The sequence below is a fragment of the Corynebacterium meridianum genome, assembly GCF_016342265.1.
Lineage (GTDB): Bacteria > Actinomycetota > Actinomycetes > Mycobacteriales > Mycobacteriaceae > Corynebacterium > Corynebacterium meridianum.
This window is the reverse complement of the sequence record NZ_JAEIOS010000015.1, coordinates 134,684-150,064: the sequence shown is the minus strand read 5'-3', so window position 1 is coordinate 150,064 and position 15,381 is coordinate 134,684. Positions and strand designations below refer to the sequence as shown.

The 15,381-nt window shown below is 66.7% G+C and carries 14 protein-coding genes; 6 read left to right on the top strand and 8 right to left on the bottom strand.

The window, feature by feature from the left end; all coding sequences use genetic code 11:
• Positions 1-276: 276 nt before the first annotated feature.
• The 4 genes from JDV75_RS10730 to JDV75_RS10715 all read left to right on the top strand — a co-directional run bounded on the left by JDV75_RS10730 (position 277) and on the right by JDV75_RS10715 (position 6,963).
• Positions 277-699, top strand: coding sequence for a hypothetical protein (locus JDV75_RS10730; RefSeq protein WP_198739240.1), 423 nt, complete (start codon positions 277-279; stop codon positions 697-699).
• Between the two features lie 279 nt (positions 700-978).
• Entirely contained in the window at positions 979-4,362 is a 3,384-nt protein-coding gene (locus JDV75_RS10725) for a heterodisulfide reductase-related iron-sulfur binding cluster (RefSeq protein WP_198739239.1), read from the top strand.
• A 139-nt stretch (positions 4,363-4,501) separates the two neighbouring features.
• The gene (locus JDV75_RS10720; protein ID WP_198739238.1) at positions 4,502-5,560 is read left to right on the top strand and encodes an ABC transporter substrate-binding protein; all 1,059 of its coding nucleotides are present in this window, start codon (positions 4,502-4,504) and stop codon (positions 5,558-5,560) included.
• A 128-nt stretch (positions 5,561-5,688) separates the two neighbouring features.
• On the top strand, positions 5,689-6,963 hold the full coding sequence (locus JDV75_RS10715) for a pyridoxal phosphate-dependent aminotransferase (RefSeq protein ID WP_198739237.1): 1,275 nt from the start codon (positions 5,689-5,691) through the stop codon (positions 6,961-6,963).
• Positions 6,964-7,224: 261 nt separating this feature from the next.
• On the opposite strand, the gene JDV75_RS10710 is transcribed toward JDV75_RS10715, so the two are convergent.
• Complete coding sequence (locus tag JDV75_RS10710) at positions 7,225-7,626, bottom strand: hypothetical protein (protein WP_198739236.1); 402 nt, start codon at positions 7,624-7,626, stop codon at positions 7,225-7,227.
• Positions 7,627-7,753: 127 nt separating this feature from the next.
• On the opposite strand from JDV75_RS10710, the gene JDV75_RS10705 reads away from it, so the two are divergent.
• Complete coding sequence (locus tag JDV75_RS10705) at positions 7,754-8,359, top strand: DUF8175 domain-containg protein (protein ID WP_198739235.1); 606 nt, start codon at positions 7,754-7,756, stop codon at positions 8,357-8,359.
• 102 nt (positions 8,360-8,461) lie between these two features.
• The gene (locus JDV75_RS10700) at positions 8,462-9,781 is read left to right on the top strand and encodes a YibE/F family protein (RefSeq protein WP_198739234.1); all 1,320 of its coding nucleotides are present in this window, start codon (positions 8,462-8,464) and stop codon (positions 9,779-9,781) included.
• 140 nt (positions 9,782-9,921) lie between these two features.
• Here the strand turns inward: JDV75_RS10700 and JDV75_RS10695 are convergent, their stop codons facing one another.
• From JDV75_RS10695 to dcd, 7 genes are all read right to left on the bottom strand, one after another.
• The gene (locus JDV75_RS10695; RefSeq protein ID WP_198739233.1) at positions 9,922-11,244 is read right to left on the bottom strand and encodes a UDP-glucose dehydrogenase family protein; all 1,323 of its coding nucleotides are present in this window, start codon (positions 11,242-11,244) and stop codon (positions 9,922-9,924) included.
• Between the two features lie 105 nt (positions 11,245-11,349).
• The gene (locus JDV75_RS12135) at positions 11,350-11,481 is read right to left on the bottom strand and encodes a hypothetical protein (RefSeq protein WP_255520546.1); all 132 of its coding nucleotides are present in this window, start codon (positions 11,479-11,481) and stop codon (positions 11,350-11,352) included.
• 183 nt (positions 11,482-11,664) lie between these two features.
• Positions 11,665-12,645, bottom strand: a complete 981-nt coding sequence (locus tag JDV75_RS10690) for an ABC transporter substrate-binding protein (protein WP_198739232.1) — start codon at positions 12,643-12,645, stop codon at positions 11,665-11,667.
• On the bottom strand, positions 12,642-13,316 hold the full coding sequence (locus JDV75_RS10685; RefSeq protein ID WP_248097234.1) for an ABC transporter permease: 675 nt from the start codon (positions 13,314-13,316) through the stop codon (positions 12,642-12,644). The genes JDV75_RS10690 and JDV75_RS10685 overlap by 4 nt, the downstream gene beginning before the upstream one ends.
• A gap of 7 nt (positions 13,317-13,323) precedes the next feature.
• A complete protein-coding gene (locus JDV75_RS10680; RefSeq protein ID WP_198739230.1) occupies positions 13,324-13,962 on the bottom strand; it encodes an ABC transporter permease subunit in 639 nt (212 codons plus the stop codon).
• Positions 13,959-14,765 carry an ABC transporter ATP-binding protein gene (locus JDV75_RS10675; protein WP_198739229.1) on the bottom strand — a complete coding sequence of 269 codons (807 nt, stop codon included), beginning with the start codon at positions 14,763-14,765 and terminating at the stop codon, positions 13,959-13,961. Before JDV75_RS10675 ends, JDV75_RS10680 begins: the two co-directional genes overlap by 4 nt.
• On the bottom strand, positions 14,762-15,325 hold the full coding sequence (gene dcd, locus JDV75_RS10670) for a dCTP deaminase (protein WP_198739228.1): 564 nt from the start codon (positions 15,323-15,325) through the stop codon (positions 14,762-14,764). Before dcd ends, JDV75_RS10675 begins: the two co-directional genes overlap by 4 nt.
• Positions 15,326-15,381 lie beyond the last annotated feature (56 nt).

Here is a 15,381-nt window from a genome sequence, read left to right as displayed (position 1 = left end):
TGACACAGCAAACGCTTGCATGACCATAAAACCGGCGTTTTCTCTGGACCGATTGGTCTATTTTTACACTTTTTAACGCTCTTACCAGCCTCATTAAAAATCATTGTCTCGTGAATGAAATAGACCGGCCTGTATGAATTAGGGTCTGTTCCGGGTATCTCACGGTCGGGACGCGCGCCCACCGTGACATCCCCGACCTCCCCCGCCGGTGTCGCAGACGGGAAGCCGACTATCTTCGGAAGTGCCCCCAACTGCTTTCCCACCACAGGAGACCCCATGTCCAGGAAACTCCTCGCCGGCGTCCTGCTTCCCGCGCTGTTGCTCGGTACGGCGACCCCCGCCCATGCCGGGGACACCTCGACCGCGGGCTCGTCCCTCGGACAACTGTCCTCGGCCATCACCCCGCGACACCCCTCCGGGATGCCCGCCGAAGCGGTGGTCAAGTTCGGCGTGATGACCCGGGAGGAGCTCGACCGGTGCCGCGAGGAGAACGCCGGCGAGCCCGGCCTCGCGGTGACCACCAGGGCGATCGACTGGATGGAGGAACCCTGCCCCGCAGGCCCGATCACCCCGGAGGAACTATCCGAGGCCCGCACCGCCACAGGAATCCGGTCCGTCGTCACCGCACCGCTTCGCCTCGTGCTCGGCCTCCTCGAACTGGTTGCCTCACTGTTCAACGGTGCGGGAAGCTCCGAGTAGACCCCAAGGCTGATCGCCCCCACCACCCGCGCTCCGCGCCCCGGAGCCTGTGGTGGAGCACGCGTTATTTTCAGACCTGTCGAACCGGTGCCGGACGTTGCCTGAACAGAGCTGTTCCCGCGCCCGGCGACGGGCCCCCAGACGTGGCACGCGGACTCCGTTGGGGGATGACCACGTCACCGCTTAGAGTGGAAACCACCACGCCCGAACGCGGCCAGCCCACCCGTCACAGGCGTTGACCACCCATTCTCTCTGCCCACGTCAAGGACCCCTCCCGCGATGACGCTCGCCGCAGCCCCAACGATGACCAGCACGACCGTCGTGCTGGGACTCATCGGTTTCCTGCTGTCACTTCCCGCGTGGTTCTACTTCCTCCGCGGCGCGAGCCGACTCTTCCGTCTCGTCCGCGCGGGGCAGCCTCTTCCGGGCCGCGCCGACCGACCGGCACGGCGCGTCGGCACGCTGTTCAGGGAAGTCGTCCTCCACAGCGAACTGGCCCGGAAACCCGCCATCGCGGCGGCGCACTGGCTGGTCATGGTCGGTTTCCTCATCGGCTTCGTCCTCTGGTTCGAGGCCTACATCCAGACCTTCCGGCCACGCGGCGGCTGGCCCATCGTCAGCGAATGGGGCATTTACCACCTCGCCGATGAACTGCTCGGCATCGGCACCGTCGCCGGCATCTGTTTCCTGATCGGCGCCCGGCTGCACACCGGCACCCGCGAACGCATGTCCCGGTTCTACGGGTCCAACGCCCGCGCCGCGCACTTCGTCGAGGGCGTCGTCCTCATCGAGGGGCTCGGGATGATCGCCGTGAAGTCAGCGAAGATCGCCACCTACGACGACATCCACCCGCACCTGTGGTCCGATTTCCTGACCATGCACATCGCGCAGCTCCTCCCCGCGAGCGCCGTGATGGTCAGCGTGTTCGCCCTGATCAAACTGCTCTCCGGAACGATCTGGCTCTTCGTCGTCGGGCGGCAGCTGTCCTGGGGCGTGGCCTGGCACCGCATCACCGCATTCTTCACCATCTTCCTCCAGCGCAACGCGGACGGTGCGCCGGCACTCGGTGCGCTGGCACCGATGGTCTCGCGCGGAGAGACCGTCACCCTCGACAGCGTCGACGAGCTCGACCCCGACACCGACCCCATCGGAACGGGCACCCTCCGGGACGCGTCCTGGAAGATGCTTCTCGACGCCACGACCTGCACCGACTGCGGCCGCTGCCAGGAGCAGTGCCCCGCCTGGAACACCGCCAAGCCACTGTCCCCGAAGTTGCTGATGACCGACATCCGCGACGCGATGGTGACCAACTCCCCCTATCTCCTCGACCCGTCCCTGCTCGAAGCCGACACCTCCCACGACGGTGTGGACGTACTCAAGCTCGTCGGCGAGGGCCGGACCATCGAGCCGGACGTGCTGTGGAGCTGCACCAACTGCGGGGCGTGCGTCGAGCAGTGCCCGGTGGACATCGAGCACATCGACCACATCGCCAACATGCGCCGGTTCGCGGTCCTCGCCGAATCGGAGTTCCCGTCCGAGCTCGCGGGCCTGTTCAAGAACCTCGAGGCCAAGGGCAACCCCTGGGGCAGGAACTCCGCCGATCGCGCCACCTGGATCGACGCCGCACGCCGCGACGGCATCGAGGTACCCGTGTTCGGCGAGGACGTCACCGACTTCAACGACACCGAGTACCTCTTCTGGGTCGGTTGCGCGGGTGCCTACGACGATGAGGCCGTGAAGACGACCCGCGCCGTCGTCGAGCTCCTCCACACCGCGGGCGTGAAGTTCGCGGTGCTCTCCAAGGGGGAGACCTGCACCGGCGATCCGGCCCGGCGCGCCGGCAACGAGTTCCTGTTCCAGATGCTCGCCCAGGAGAACATCAGCACCCTCAACACCGTGTTCGAGGGTGTGCCGAAGGGCCAGCGCACCATCATCACGACCTGCGCCCACTGCTTCAACACCCTGTGCAACGAGTACCCGGACTTCGACGGCCACTACGACGTCGTCCACCACACCCAGATCCTGAACAAGCTGGTCCGCGAGAAGCTCCTGACCCCGGTGCCCCGCCGCCCCGAGGACCGTCGGCCGATCACGTACCACGACCCCTGTTTCCTCGGCCGCCACAACAAGGTCTTCGACCCGCCGCGCGAGCTGCTCGGTGCCACGGGTCACGATCTGCGGGAGATGGACCGTAACCGGAACGAGGCCTTCTGCTGCGGTGCGGGAGGTGCCCGCATGTTCATGGACGAGACCATCGGGACCCGTATCAACGAGAACCGCACCAGCGAGGCACTCGCCACCGGCGCCGAGGAGATCGCCGTCGGCTGCCCCTTCTGCACCGTCATGCTCACCGGCGGGGTGAAGGCCCTCTCCGACAAGCCCGCCGCAGATCAACCCAAGGTGCGCGATGTCGCGCAGATGCTCCGCGACTCCGTCCTCGTCGACGGCAAACTGCCGGAGCCCCGCGAAAGGGCGTTCCTCGCACCACCCCGTCGGGGCACGACGGATCTGGGCCTGACCTCGGTGAAGCCGCGGAAGGAGGGCACCTGTGGCGGTGTCTCCGCAGGACGCGGCGATCGGAAGAAGTCCACCGCGCCCACGAACGCGCCCACGAAACCGATCCAGCCGACCGCTCCTGCTTCCGCTCCGAAGGCTCCGGGGACTCCCCCGGCCCCGGCGGTACCCGGTGTGACGGCCCCCACCGCGCCGAAGGCACCCACCGCACCACAAGCACCCGGCGGGGCCACGGCGCCGGCCGCTCCGAAGGCGCCCGGCGGAGCCACGCCGCCGACACCGCAGAGCAGTGTGCCCGCCGCACCCGGTGCACCCGGCACTCCCCCGGCTCCAGCTGCGCCCGGGACCACGAAACCGGCTGTTCCGAAGGCACCCGGAGCACCGAAGACCCCCGGAGTCCCCACCACGCCCAAGGCTCCCGGCGCCGCCGTTCCACCGGCGCCGGGGTCGATCCCGCCCAAGGCACCTGGAATCGCCGGTCCATCCGCGGCGCCGAAGCCCGCAGGCTCCGGCGTACCCGCCGCACCCAAAGCCCCCGCCGCTCCCACCGCACCGAGACCCGTCGTTCCACCGGCAACGGGAGGCCCCAAACCCACCTCACCGGGCGCCCCCACGGCACCGAAGGCACCGGGAGCTCCCAAACCGGCTGTCCCGCCGGCTCCCGGCGGAAACACACGGGTCATCCCGGCAGCACCGAAAGCCCCGGGCTCCGCTGTTCCACCGGGTACGGGGCCAATCGCACCAAAATCCTCCGGGATACCCACTGCACCCGAGATAGTCACGCCCCCGACGGCAGCTGCACCGAAACCGGCTGCACCCCCGGCACCGGGCGGAAACGCACCCACCGCACCGGGTGTCCCAACAGCACCCACATCAGCTGTGCCCCCGGTACCGGGTGAGTCCGGAGCCCCCAAGGTCCCGGGTGTTCCAGGCGCCCCGAAGGTTCCTGGGGTGCCCGCTACACCGGCTGCCACGCCACTGAAGCCGGGCGTCCCCAAGGCCCCCGGTACCGGCACCACGGGCACTCCCGCCGCGCCGAAGGCCGCGGGAGCGCCGAAGCCTCCGGGTTCAGTTCCCGGAGCACCGGAAGCGGGAAATCGGCGGAATATGACGAACCCGGATGCCCCGGGAACGGAATCGGACGCCTGAGCACCGCTCGATTCTCCGTCCCCGGGACGGGTTCCCCCGTCGCGGCGGTCAGCAGCGGGACGATTCGTGCGCTGTTAACGTCGGGGTAAATCTCAGACGCTGACCGACCGCACTTTCGCGGCCCTGTGAAGGATCCCCCGTGATACCACCGTCCCGATTCCGACGCGCCGGCATTCTGTTCGTCGCCGCATCCTTTAGTTTCTCCCTGGCCGGGTGCGCCGCAGCAAGCGACACCCCTGCATCCGTACCGGGCACCGCGGAGGCATCCTCGGCGATTTCTTCCCCGCAGGCATCCGACGGCAGGCAGATCAGCATCGTCCATGCGCTCGGAACGACGAAGCTCGATGCGCCGGCCAAGACAGTGGTCGCTCTCGATGGCCCCTGGGCGGACGCGGTGCTCATGCTGCACGGAACACTGGTCGGATACACAGAGACCTACACACATGGCACCGCTCTGGGTGGATACCTGGGGGACCTGCCGGAACGATTCGGCGCTGACGCGACGATAGTGGGCACTCCGCGGGAGCCGGACTTCGACGCGATCGCGGCCCTGAAACCCGACCTGATCGTCGGGTCCGGGGAAACCAGTGGGGAGCACTACCAGCGGCTCTCCGAGATCGCTCCGACGGTATTGTCGGAGGGAGCCCCGACCACCTGGAAGAGTCGCTACCTGGTCCTCGGGAAGGCTCTGGGTTCGGAAGGTGAGGCCTCCGCCATGCTCGCACGGTACGAGGAGGAGGCACGGCGGATCGGCGGGGAGATCAACGCCGGGGCATCGGATCCGACGATCTCGGTGCTCCGTTTCCAGAACGGCCCGACGCGGATCTACGCGGCGGGTTCCTTCCCCGGTACGGTGCTCACCGACGCCGGCCTGGCCCGACCGAAGTCGCAGCGCGGCAACCAGGATTTCATCAAGGTCACCGCCGAGCAGGTCGCGGACGTCGATGCCGACCGGATCTTCATCACCACGAGCCCGCTGGGCGGAGAACGCTCGATGGAGAGTTTCCGGGCGACGGAGAGCTGGCCGGAGATCGAACGCCGGACCGTCGCCGCGGATGACGCCGCGTGGGTCACCTCGGAGTCGCTGCCGGGTGCGTACTCGATCCTCGAAGAACTGGCGCGCACATTTCACGTTGATGGCCCCACTGTTCCCGACGGTTTCGCAGGGTACGCCGGAGAAGCGCAGGATCTCCGATAGCCCGAGGTGACTGGCGGCCACCGCCCCCGCACACACCCCTGAATCAGTCACCGCCGATCTGCTATATGCAACAAAACGCCGGGGCTGTTTTCCCGAAGCTCCCCGGTTCAGTCGTCGTAGATGGCACGATGGTGTCCATGACTGATGCGACCCCCACTCCCAGTGACCTGACCAACGGCACCCCACGACGGCAGATCAGACACGCCCGCCGCCTGGACAACGTCGCGTACGAGATCCGCGGACCTATCAGCGCCGAGGCCGAACGGCTCGAGCGCCAGGGGGTCGAGATCCTGAAGCTGAACACCGGAAACCCGGAGATCTTCGGCTTCCACGCACCGGAAGCCGCCGTGAAGAGCATCATCGACAACATCGGCCCAGCGCAGGGATACTCCACCGCCAAGGGGATACCCGAGGTCCGGGAAGCCATCGTGCGTCGGTACGCGGAGATTCCCGGGTTTCCCGAGTTCGACGCCGACGACGTATTCCTCGGCAACGGCGTCTCCGATCTGATTCTCATGGTGACCACGGGCCTGCTGAGCCCCGGCGACGAGATTCTCATCCCCATGCCCGATTATCCGCTCTGGACGGCGGCGACCAGCCTCGCTGGTGGTACCGCGGTCCACTACCGCTGCAACGAGGACGCCGATTGGAATCCGGATCTCGACGACCTCCGTTCCAAGGTGTCGGACAAGACCCGTGCCATCGTCGTGATCAGCCCGAACAACCCCACCGGTGCGGTGTACTCGAAGGAGACCCTGGAGGGCATCGTCCAGATCGCCCGGGAGAATGATCTGCTGCTGCTGTCCGACGAGATCTACGACAGAATCCTCTATGACGATGCCGAGCACATCAGCGTGGCCACCCTCGCCCCGGACCTGTTCACCATCACCTTCAACGGGCTGTCGAAGGCGTATCTCGCCGCGGGTCTGCGCGCGGGATGGATGGTGCTCACCGGCCCGAAGGACCACGCGAAGGAGTACATCGAGGGGCTCGAACTCCTCGCGGGTACGCGCCTGTGTTCGAACGTGCCCGCACAGTTCGCCATCCCCGCGGCTCTGGAGACCCACCAGGACATCTTCGATCTCACGGCTCACCGGGGCCGGCTCCTCGAGCAACGGAACGTCGCGTACGAGGGGATCAACTCGATCGAGGGCCTCAGCACCGTGAAGCCGATGGGGGCGCTGTACAACTTCACCCGCATCGACCGGAATGTCCACGACATCCACGACGACGCGAAGCTCATGCTCGACCTGCTGCGTCAGGAGCACATCCTGATGGTCCAGGGAACCGGCTTCAGCTGGGATGAACCCGATCATTTCCGGATGGTCACACTGCCGGCGAAGGACCAGCTGTCCGAGGCCATCGAGCGGCTGGGCAACTTCCTCTCGCATTACCGCCAGTAGGCGGCGAGGTGGCCCGCCCACCGCCAACTCTTTCCGGGAGTCGGCGCAGTGCGCGGGCCGTTTTCTCTATCATGGACACCATGTGGCCGGTCGCCTGACCGGCGTCGGCGGCAGCTCCGCCCACCAATCGTGCACCACCGATGACGAGATGAGGACCAGCGTGCGGAAAAGTTCCGGTTACGACAGTTCCACCCTGACCCCACGGGGTCTGTTCGCCACCCTGACCACACTGACCGTCGCGGGATTGATCGCAGCCAGTGCCTACATGTACATCGGTGACGAGGAGGCGGGCGCCGCCACCTCGGGGCAGCCGACCACCGACACCGGTACCAGCGCCCCGTCTTCCACGACGGAATCAACGGAATCGTCCACCACGGAGTCCACAACATCCGGGGCCTCGTCTTCCTCCACTGCGCCCTCCTCCACAGAAACCGCGTCCACGACAGCGACGACAGCGTCATCGACAGTGAAAACCAGCGCCTCCACATCGGAATCGGATGACACCGCAAGCCCGACGTCGTCGTCCGAATCGAGATCTGTCGCGTCCTCCAAGAGCCCGACATCTTCCTCGAGCACCTCATCGAAGCGTTCGTCCAGCACACCGACGTCCTCATCATCGACCGGGAGCTCCACCACGAAGGCGAGCGATCGAAAGAGCAGCACCAGCGGCACCACCACATCGACGAGCAGCAGTACCGCGGCCGAACCCTCGGAGAAACCCGCCGCCTCAGCGCTGGCTGGAAAGTCCTACGCCACCGACATCGACCCCGCTGAACGACGCACCGCAGACGTGGACGGCACCACCGTCTACTACCCCGAGGATCCCGCCGGCGACGTTTTCACCGACGACGGTGAGGCACTGACCCCCGAGGACGACAACTGGCTGACCGCAGCCCCGAAGGTCGAATGGCAGCGACTCAAGGAGAACAAGGAGACCGACACCGTCTGGGACTTCCCGTTCAGCGCCTCGGACGGCCCGTGGCAGGTCACCGACGGCGTCGCCCACGGCTTCAGCCGTACCCCCCAGGGCGCCGCACTCGCGGCCTGGCACATCTTCCAGGGTGTCAACCGGGGTGGAATCGACGCCGTCCGTAGCGCGCGCGCCTTCCTGCCTCCCAGCACGAATCCGGCGCGTCTCGATGCCGCGATCGCCGATCCGTCGATAATTCCGGAGACCCCCGACTACTCCGCGCCCATCCCGGTGGCGTACAAGGTCGAGTCCTTCACCGACAGGACCGCGGTGATCACCTTCGCTACCGCGCAGGACAATGATGTCGTCTCCGTGGTCACGATGATGGTCGAGTGGATCGACGGTGACTGGCACCAGAGCGATCAGTTCATCCGCAGCCTCAACCTGACCGATGTCAACGCGATCGAGGAATGGGCGCGCTGGTAGAACGGCGCCCCCGCCCGCCACTCCGACCCCGGTCCGTGGCGGGCATTTCACTGTTGCACTGAACACCATTCACCTCCCTAACTTCCCACCAAGGAGCACGCGATGGGGCGGCACCACCGATCCGACACCCCCGGGGACCCCAGCGAGCACATCGCCGGACATCTTGCCGCGCACGGAATCGGCCCCGACGGAAACCCGCTGCCGAAACGACGCGGGGAGAAGCGCCCCTTCACCGTCGCCCAGTGGATCCTGAGTGTCTTCCTGATCCTGACGTTCCTCGGTACCGTGGCGGGGCTCGTCGTCCTCTGGCCGTCGTCGGAGAAACCGAACGTCGCCCCCTCCTTCCAGAACATTTCCTCCCTGTCGAAGGACAAGGTCGGGGGCACCGTCTCCCTCCTCACGGACGGTTCCTGCAACTCGCCCTCGGTGGGCCGGGTGTTCGAGTCCTCCCCCGTCATCCCGCTGGAGCGGTCCGACCGTGTCTGCGAACAGGCGATCATCGACATCACCTCCGGGGTCAACGAGGGCAAGCGGACGATGCTGATGCTCTCCGGGCAGCCGGGTGATCCCGATCTCGCGGTGGGAGAGAAGATCCTCCTCTACGAGGAGACCACCGCCGAGGGTGCCTCCGGGTACACGTTCGCCGACTACCAGCGCGGTTCCACGCTCCTCATCTGGGGGCTGGTCACCGCCCTCGGTGTGGTGCTGCTCGGTTCCTGGTTGGGGGCGCGGTCTCTCGTCGGTCTCGCGGTCACACTGGCGGGCGTCGGAGTGTTTCTGCTTCCCGCGCTGCTGCGTGGTGGCCCGCCACTGGCACTGGCCGTCGTCTGCGGATCCGCGGTCCTCTTCGCCGCGCTCTACCTGGTGCACGGCGTGAACTGGAAGACGTCCTCCGCACTCGGGGGCACGCTCATCGCTCTCGGTATCGCGGCCGTCCTCGCCCAGTTCGCCATCAGGGGTACCCAACTCCGTGGTCTGGGGTCCGAGGACAACCTGATGATTCAGCTCTATCTGCCGGATGTCTCCGTCACGGGGCTGATGCTGTGTGGCTTCATCATCGGTTCGCTCGGTGTGCTCAACGACGTGACCATCTCCCAGGCGTCGACCGTCAACGAGCTCGCCGCCATCGATCCGCACGCGACCCCGTGGCGCCTGTTCAAGGGTGCGATCCGGGTCGGGCGTGACCACATCGCCTCGATCATGTATACCCTGGTGCTGTCCTACACGGGTGCTGCTCTCCCCCTGCTCCTGCTGCTCACCGTAGCGGACCGGCCGTTCGGGGAGCTGCTCACCGGTGACATCATGGCGACCGAGCTGCTGCGTTCCGCCGTCGGCGCGCTCGCGCTGACCATGTCCGTTCCGATCACCACGGCCATCGCCGCTTTCACCTGCTCGGGACGGGGTCACGGCCACAGTCACTGAACCGCGAGCCGGTGTTCATGCGGGACGGACCACCCCATGAGGTTCCGGCGACCGCTTCCGGACTCCGCGGGGACCGTGGGCCGGCGCAGTTACCTCCGCGGGAGGTGTCCCGCGCGTGAAGAGGCGGCGGAACCGGTCCGTCACCGGCTGCGGCCGATGCCCCGGTAGTCCCAGCCCGCATCCACCCAGTCCTGCGCCGGGAGACAGTTCCGGCCGTCGATGATGAGTGCCCGGCGAACCAGCGACCGGGCCACGACGGGGTCGAGCTCGATGAACTCGCGCCATTCCGTGGCGAGTACGACGACCTCGGCATCCTTCAGGGCGTCGAGCGCCGTCGACGTGTAGGTGATCTCGGGGAGGATCCGCCGGGCACCGTCCATCGCCTGCGGATCGTGGACGACAACCCGCGCACCACTGCGGGCGAGTGATCCCGCGATGACCAGTGCGGGGGAATCCCGGATGTCGTCGCTGTCGGGTTTGAAGGCCGCACCGAGAACGGTGACGCGGTGGCCTGCGACATCGCCGTCGTCGAACGACGCGGTGACCGTGTCGATGACGGACTGGCGCTGGCCGAGGTTGATGCGGTCGACGTGGTCGAGGAGCCCCGGGATCCCGGTGGCGCCGAGCTGTTCGGCCCGGGATGCGAACGCGCGGATGTCCTTGGGCAGGCAGCCACCACCGAAGCCGAGTCCGGCGCCGAGGAACCGCCTGCCGATGCGGGTGTCGTAGCCGAGGGCGTCGGCGAGCTGGGTGACGTCGGCGCCGGAGCGCTCACAGATCTCGGCGATGGCGTTGATGAAGGAGATCTTGGTGGCGAGGAACGCGTTCGCGGCGCCCTTGACGAGCTCGGCGGTCGCCAGGTCGGTGAGGAGGAAGGGGGTGCCCTCGTCCAGGGTGCGGGCGTAGACCTCGCGGATCCGGTTCTCCGCCGTCCCCCCGGGTGCCACGCCGAGGACGATGCGGTCGGGGTGCAGGGTGTCCTTGACCGCGTGCCCCTCGCGGAGGAATTCGGGGTTCCAGGCGATCTCCACGCTCGTTCCGGGACCGACGAGTTGATCGACCATGCGCTGGAGGTCGGCTGCGGTGCCCACCGGGACGGTGGACTTCCCGATGATGAGGTGGTCACCGTCGAGATCCCGGACGAGGGCGGTGACGGCACTGTGCACCTGGCTGAGGTCCGCGGAGCGCCCCTCGGAGTGCTGGGGGGTGCCGACGGTGAGAAAGTGGACATCGGCGAAGCACGCGGCCTCCGCGGTGTCGGTGGTGAAGGAGAGTCTGCCGTCCGCGAGGTTCCGGGTGAGTTTCGCGGCGAGGCCCGGTTCGTGGAAGGGAACCTCACCCGAGTTGAGTGCGTTGATGCGTTCGGGGCTGATGTCCACGCCGAGGACCTCGTGGCCGAGTTCGGCCATGCAGATCGCGTGGGTGGCCCCGAGGTAACCGGTTCCGATGACGGTCAGTTTCATGTCACCAGTTGTACCCCCCGTGGGTTAGGGGAAGGTGAACACTGTTTGAATGACCTGAACCGGGGTCCGGACGGTGTCCGGGCCCCGGTTCAGGGTGCGCAGAAGTCAGTCTTTGGGCATGCTCTTGCGGTAGCAGTAGATCGTGTACAGCGCCATCAATACGATGATCGCGGTGACTACCGCGACGACGATCACGCTCAGGGTGGGGTTCCACCAGCTTGCGTCTGTGGTCGGCATGTTGCTCCTCCTCTCCTGCGTCGGTCCTCCCCGGTCCAGCGACGGTGCAACGCTGGCGGCTCCGGGTGCAGCGGCGTCGTTGCCTACAGGTTACGGTGCCGACGCCACCGGCGGGGCGGAATCCCCCCGCGAATCACCACTGATTGTAGCGGCAGGTGACACCCGGGGGCGAACTCCGCGTGCTCAGGAATTCTCGGCGACGAAGTCCCGGGCGATGGTCTCGGGATCAGCCTTCTCCGGCCCGATGTTGCGGATGTTCATCTCGAGCAGGGCCTCGGTGGTGAGGTCGGCGTTGATCTTGGTGATCGCCTCGCGTGCCTCCCCGGAGACGGCCTTGCCCTGCATCAGCGGGAGAACGTGCTGGGGAAGGATGAGGTTCTCCGGATCCTCGAGGGTGACCAGCTCGATCTCCTCACCGTCGGTGTCGAAGGTCGGCGAGGTGGTGTAGACGTTGGCGACGTTCGCCTTCCCAGTGGTCAGGGCCGCGATGGTCAGCGGTCCACCGGAGTCGGAGATCGGGATGATGCTCATCTTGTCGGCCTTGATGTTGTACAGCTCCTCCAGCCCGGAGGGGCCGTAGGGGCGATCCTTGAGTTCGGGGTTCGAGGCGATCCGGATGTCGTCGAGGTTGCCCAGATCGGCGAGGGTGACGAGCTTGGCCTGGTCGGCGAGCTCCCGGGTGACCCGGTAGGAGTCCTTCGACTCACCGGGAGCCGCCTTGCCCGTGGCCAGACCTGCGGGCAGGGCCTTGTTCAGGCCGTTGAGCACCTGTTCCTCCGTGGCGCCGACGGGCAGCTCCTGGTTCTCGGCGGCCATGAAGTACTGGGCGAGGTTGCCGGAGTACTCGGGGACGATGTCGACGGATCCCTCCTGCAGTGCCTTGAGGTAGACGTCGCGGGAGCCGATACCGGACCGGACCTCGACCTCGAAACCGGCGTTGCGGAGGGTCTCGGCCCAGATCTGTCCGATGATCTCGCTCTCGGGGAAGTTGGCGGTGCCGATGACGATGCTGTCCGTGGCGTGCGTTGACTTCGCCTCTCCGTCGGAGCTTCCCTCGCTCAGCGGGTCGGAGGAACCCGAGCACGCGGCGAGGGGGAACACCAGGGCCAGCCCTGCGAGGGCGGCGCCGGCGCGGCGGATGAGCTGGTTGTTCGGGAGGGTCATGAGGTGACGCCTTTCGGTCGTAGTCGATGTTGCAGGAAAGCGAGTGTCACGTCGGCTGCGAGGGCGAGCACGGACACCAGGATGGCCCCGACGAGCATCTGCTCGTAGTCGCGGAGAGCGAGCCCGTCCAGCAGGTAGCGTCCGAGTCCGCCAAGCCCGATGTAGGCCGAGATCGTGGCGGTGGCCAACACCTGGAGTACGCATGATCGTACCCCGCCCACGATGGTGGGGGCCGCCAACGGAAGCTCGATGCGGGTGATGATCTGCCCCTCGTTGTGTCCCATCGCCCGGGCCGCGTCGACGACCGGCCGGGAGACCGTCGCCATCCCGGATACCGTCGCCGCGAGGACGGGCGGGATCGCGAGGATGAGCAGCACGATGGTGGACGGGACGATCGGCAGTTGGATACCGAAGCTGATCTCGAGGGTCAGCCAGGTGAGCAGCCCGAGGGACGGTATGGCACGCAGCGCGCCGGTCGCCGCGATCACCCCGGACGCCCCCTTCCCCGTGTGCCCCAGGTAGAGCCCGAGCGGGAGCGCGATGATGAGGGCGAGTGCGACGGCGAGCACGGAGTACCAGAGGTGCTCACCGAGGCGCTCCGCGATTCCGCCGGCTCCGGGCCAGTTGGCCGGGTCGGCGATGAATGAAACGGCACCGTTGAAGTGATTCACCGTCGCATCACCTCTGCGCCCAGGGCATGAGCAATCGGCCCGCGAGGACGAGAACGGCATCGAAAACGAGCGCCAGGATCACGGTCCCGGCGACCCCGGCGATGATCTCGGTGGGAAACGAACGGGCGAAACCGTTGGTGAACAGGGTGCCGAGCGACTGCACACCGGTGAGCGCGCCGACGCTGACCAGCGAGATGGTTGAGGCGCTGACCACCCGGAGTCCCGCGAGGATGATGGGCCCGGCCAGCGGGAGCTCAACGGTGAGGATCTGCCGCCAGGCGGGGTACCCCATGGCGACGGCGGCCTGCTTCTGCGGTTCCGGCACCGAGTCGAACGCGTCGGCGGTGGTGCGGATCTGCAGCGCGAGCCCGTAGAGCGTCATCGCGACGATGACGTTGAGCGGGGAGAGCACGGATGTGCCGATGATGAGCGGCAGGACGACGAACAGGGCGAGGGACGGAACCGCGTAGAGCAGGCCCGACGCGGTGACCAGTACCTCCCGGGAGATGCGGTTGCGGCTGGCGATCCAGCCCAGGGGCAGCGCGATGATCAGGGAGGCGATGATGGCGGGCCAGCTCAGGTTCGCGTGCGCGAGAGCCAGCTCACCGATGCGGTCGAGGTTTCCGGCGATCCAGCCCCAGTTCACCGAACCACCCCTTTGACCCGGCCGTGCCGGTCAACGGCGACGGTCGTGCCGTCCCTTTCCCGCAGGGTGAGTTCCCGGTCCTGCGTGCCGACGAAGCTGGCGACGAAGTCGCTGGCGGGGTCGGTGACGAAATCCTCGGCGGTGCCCGCCTGTGCGATCTGCGCCCCCATCTCGAGCAGGACGATGTTGTCCCCGAGCAGGAACGCCTCGTCGATGTCGTGCGTGACCAGGACGATGGTCTTGGAGATCTTCGCCTGGAGATCGAGGATCTGTTCCTGCAGATCCCTGCGGACGACGGGGTCGATGGCACCGAAGGGTTCATCCATGAGGAGGATGTTCGGGTCGTCGGCCAGCGCACGGGCGACACCGACCCGCTGCGCCTGTCCGCCTGAGAGTTCGCTGGGGTAGCGCTTCGCGAGGGATCCGTCGAGCCCGAGGAGCTCGAGCAGTTCCCCCGCCCGTTCCCGGGCCTGTTTCCGCGGTACACCGTTGAGCCGGGGCACGGTGGCGATGTTGTCCGCCACGGTGCGGTGCGGCAGCAGCCCGGAATTCTGCATGACGTAGCCGATGCTGCGCCGGAGTTTGACGGGGTCGACCCCGGCGAGATCCTCGCCGTCGATGAGCACCCGCCCCTCCGTGGGCTCAACCATGCGGTTGATCATCCGGAGGAGGGTGGTCTTCCCGGAGCCGGAGCTGCCCACCAGCACGGTCGTGGACCGGGCCGGTATGTCGAGGGTGAAGTTCCTGACCGCGGGTGTGGTGGCCCCGGGGAAGGTCTTGACGACGTGATCGAACTGGATCATTGGAAGTTTAGATACGCCTTTGATGGAGTTGGTCCGCGTTGACCCTGGTATTTCGACCCCAGCTGGGAGGAACCGTAGGGAACCTCCGCGGGAGACGACATACAGAACAACGCCAACTGCCCCACTTTCATTCCCGGCCACAAAATAATCGGCAGATTCGCCACGTTGGACAACTCCAGGGTGATGTGTCCGGAGAAGCCGGGGTCGATGAATCCGGCGGTCGAGTGGGTGAGCAGACCGAGGCGCCCGAGGGAGGACTTGCCCTCCAGTCGTCCGGCGAGATCGGCAGGCAAAGTGAACTTCTCGAGGGTCGCGCCGAGGATGAACTCGCCGGGGTGCAAGACGAAGGGCTCGTCCTCGCCGACCTCGACGAGACTGGTCAGTTCATCCTGGCGCAGTTTCGGGTCGATGTGTGTGTACCGCGAGTTGTTGAACACACGGAAGAACCGGTCCATGCGGACATCGATGCTCGATGGTTGCACGAGTTGCGGGTCGAAGGGATCGATGACGAGGTCGCCGGAATTGATGCGGGTACGGATGTCACGGTCGGAGAGCAGCACAGCACCGAGTCTATCGTTTGGCGTCTCGACTGGAGTCAGATGCGAGTTGATCTCGG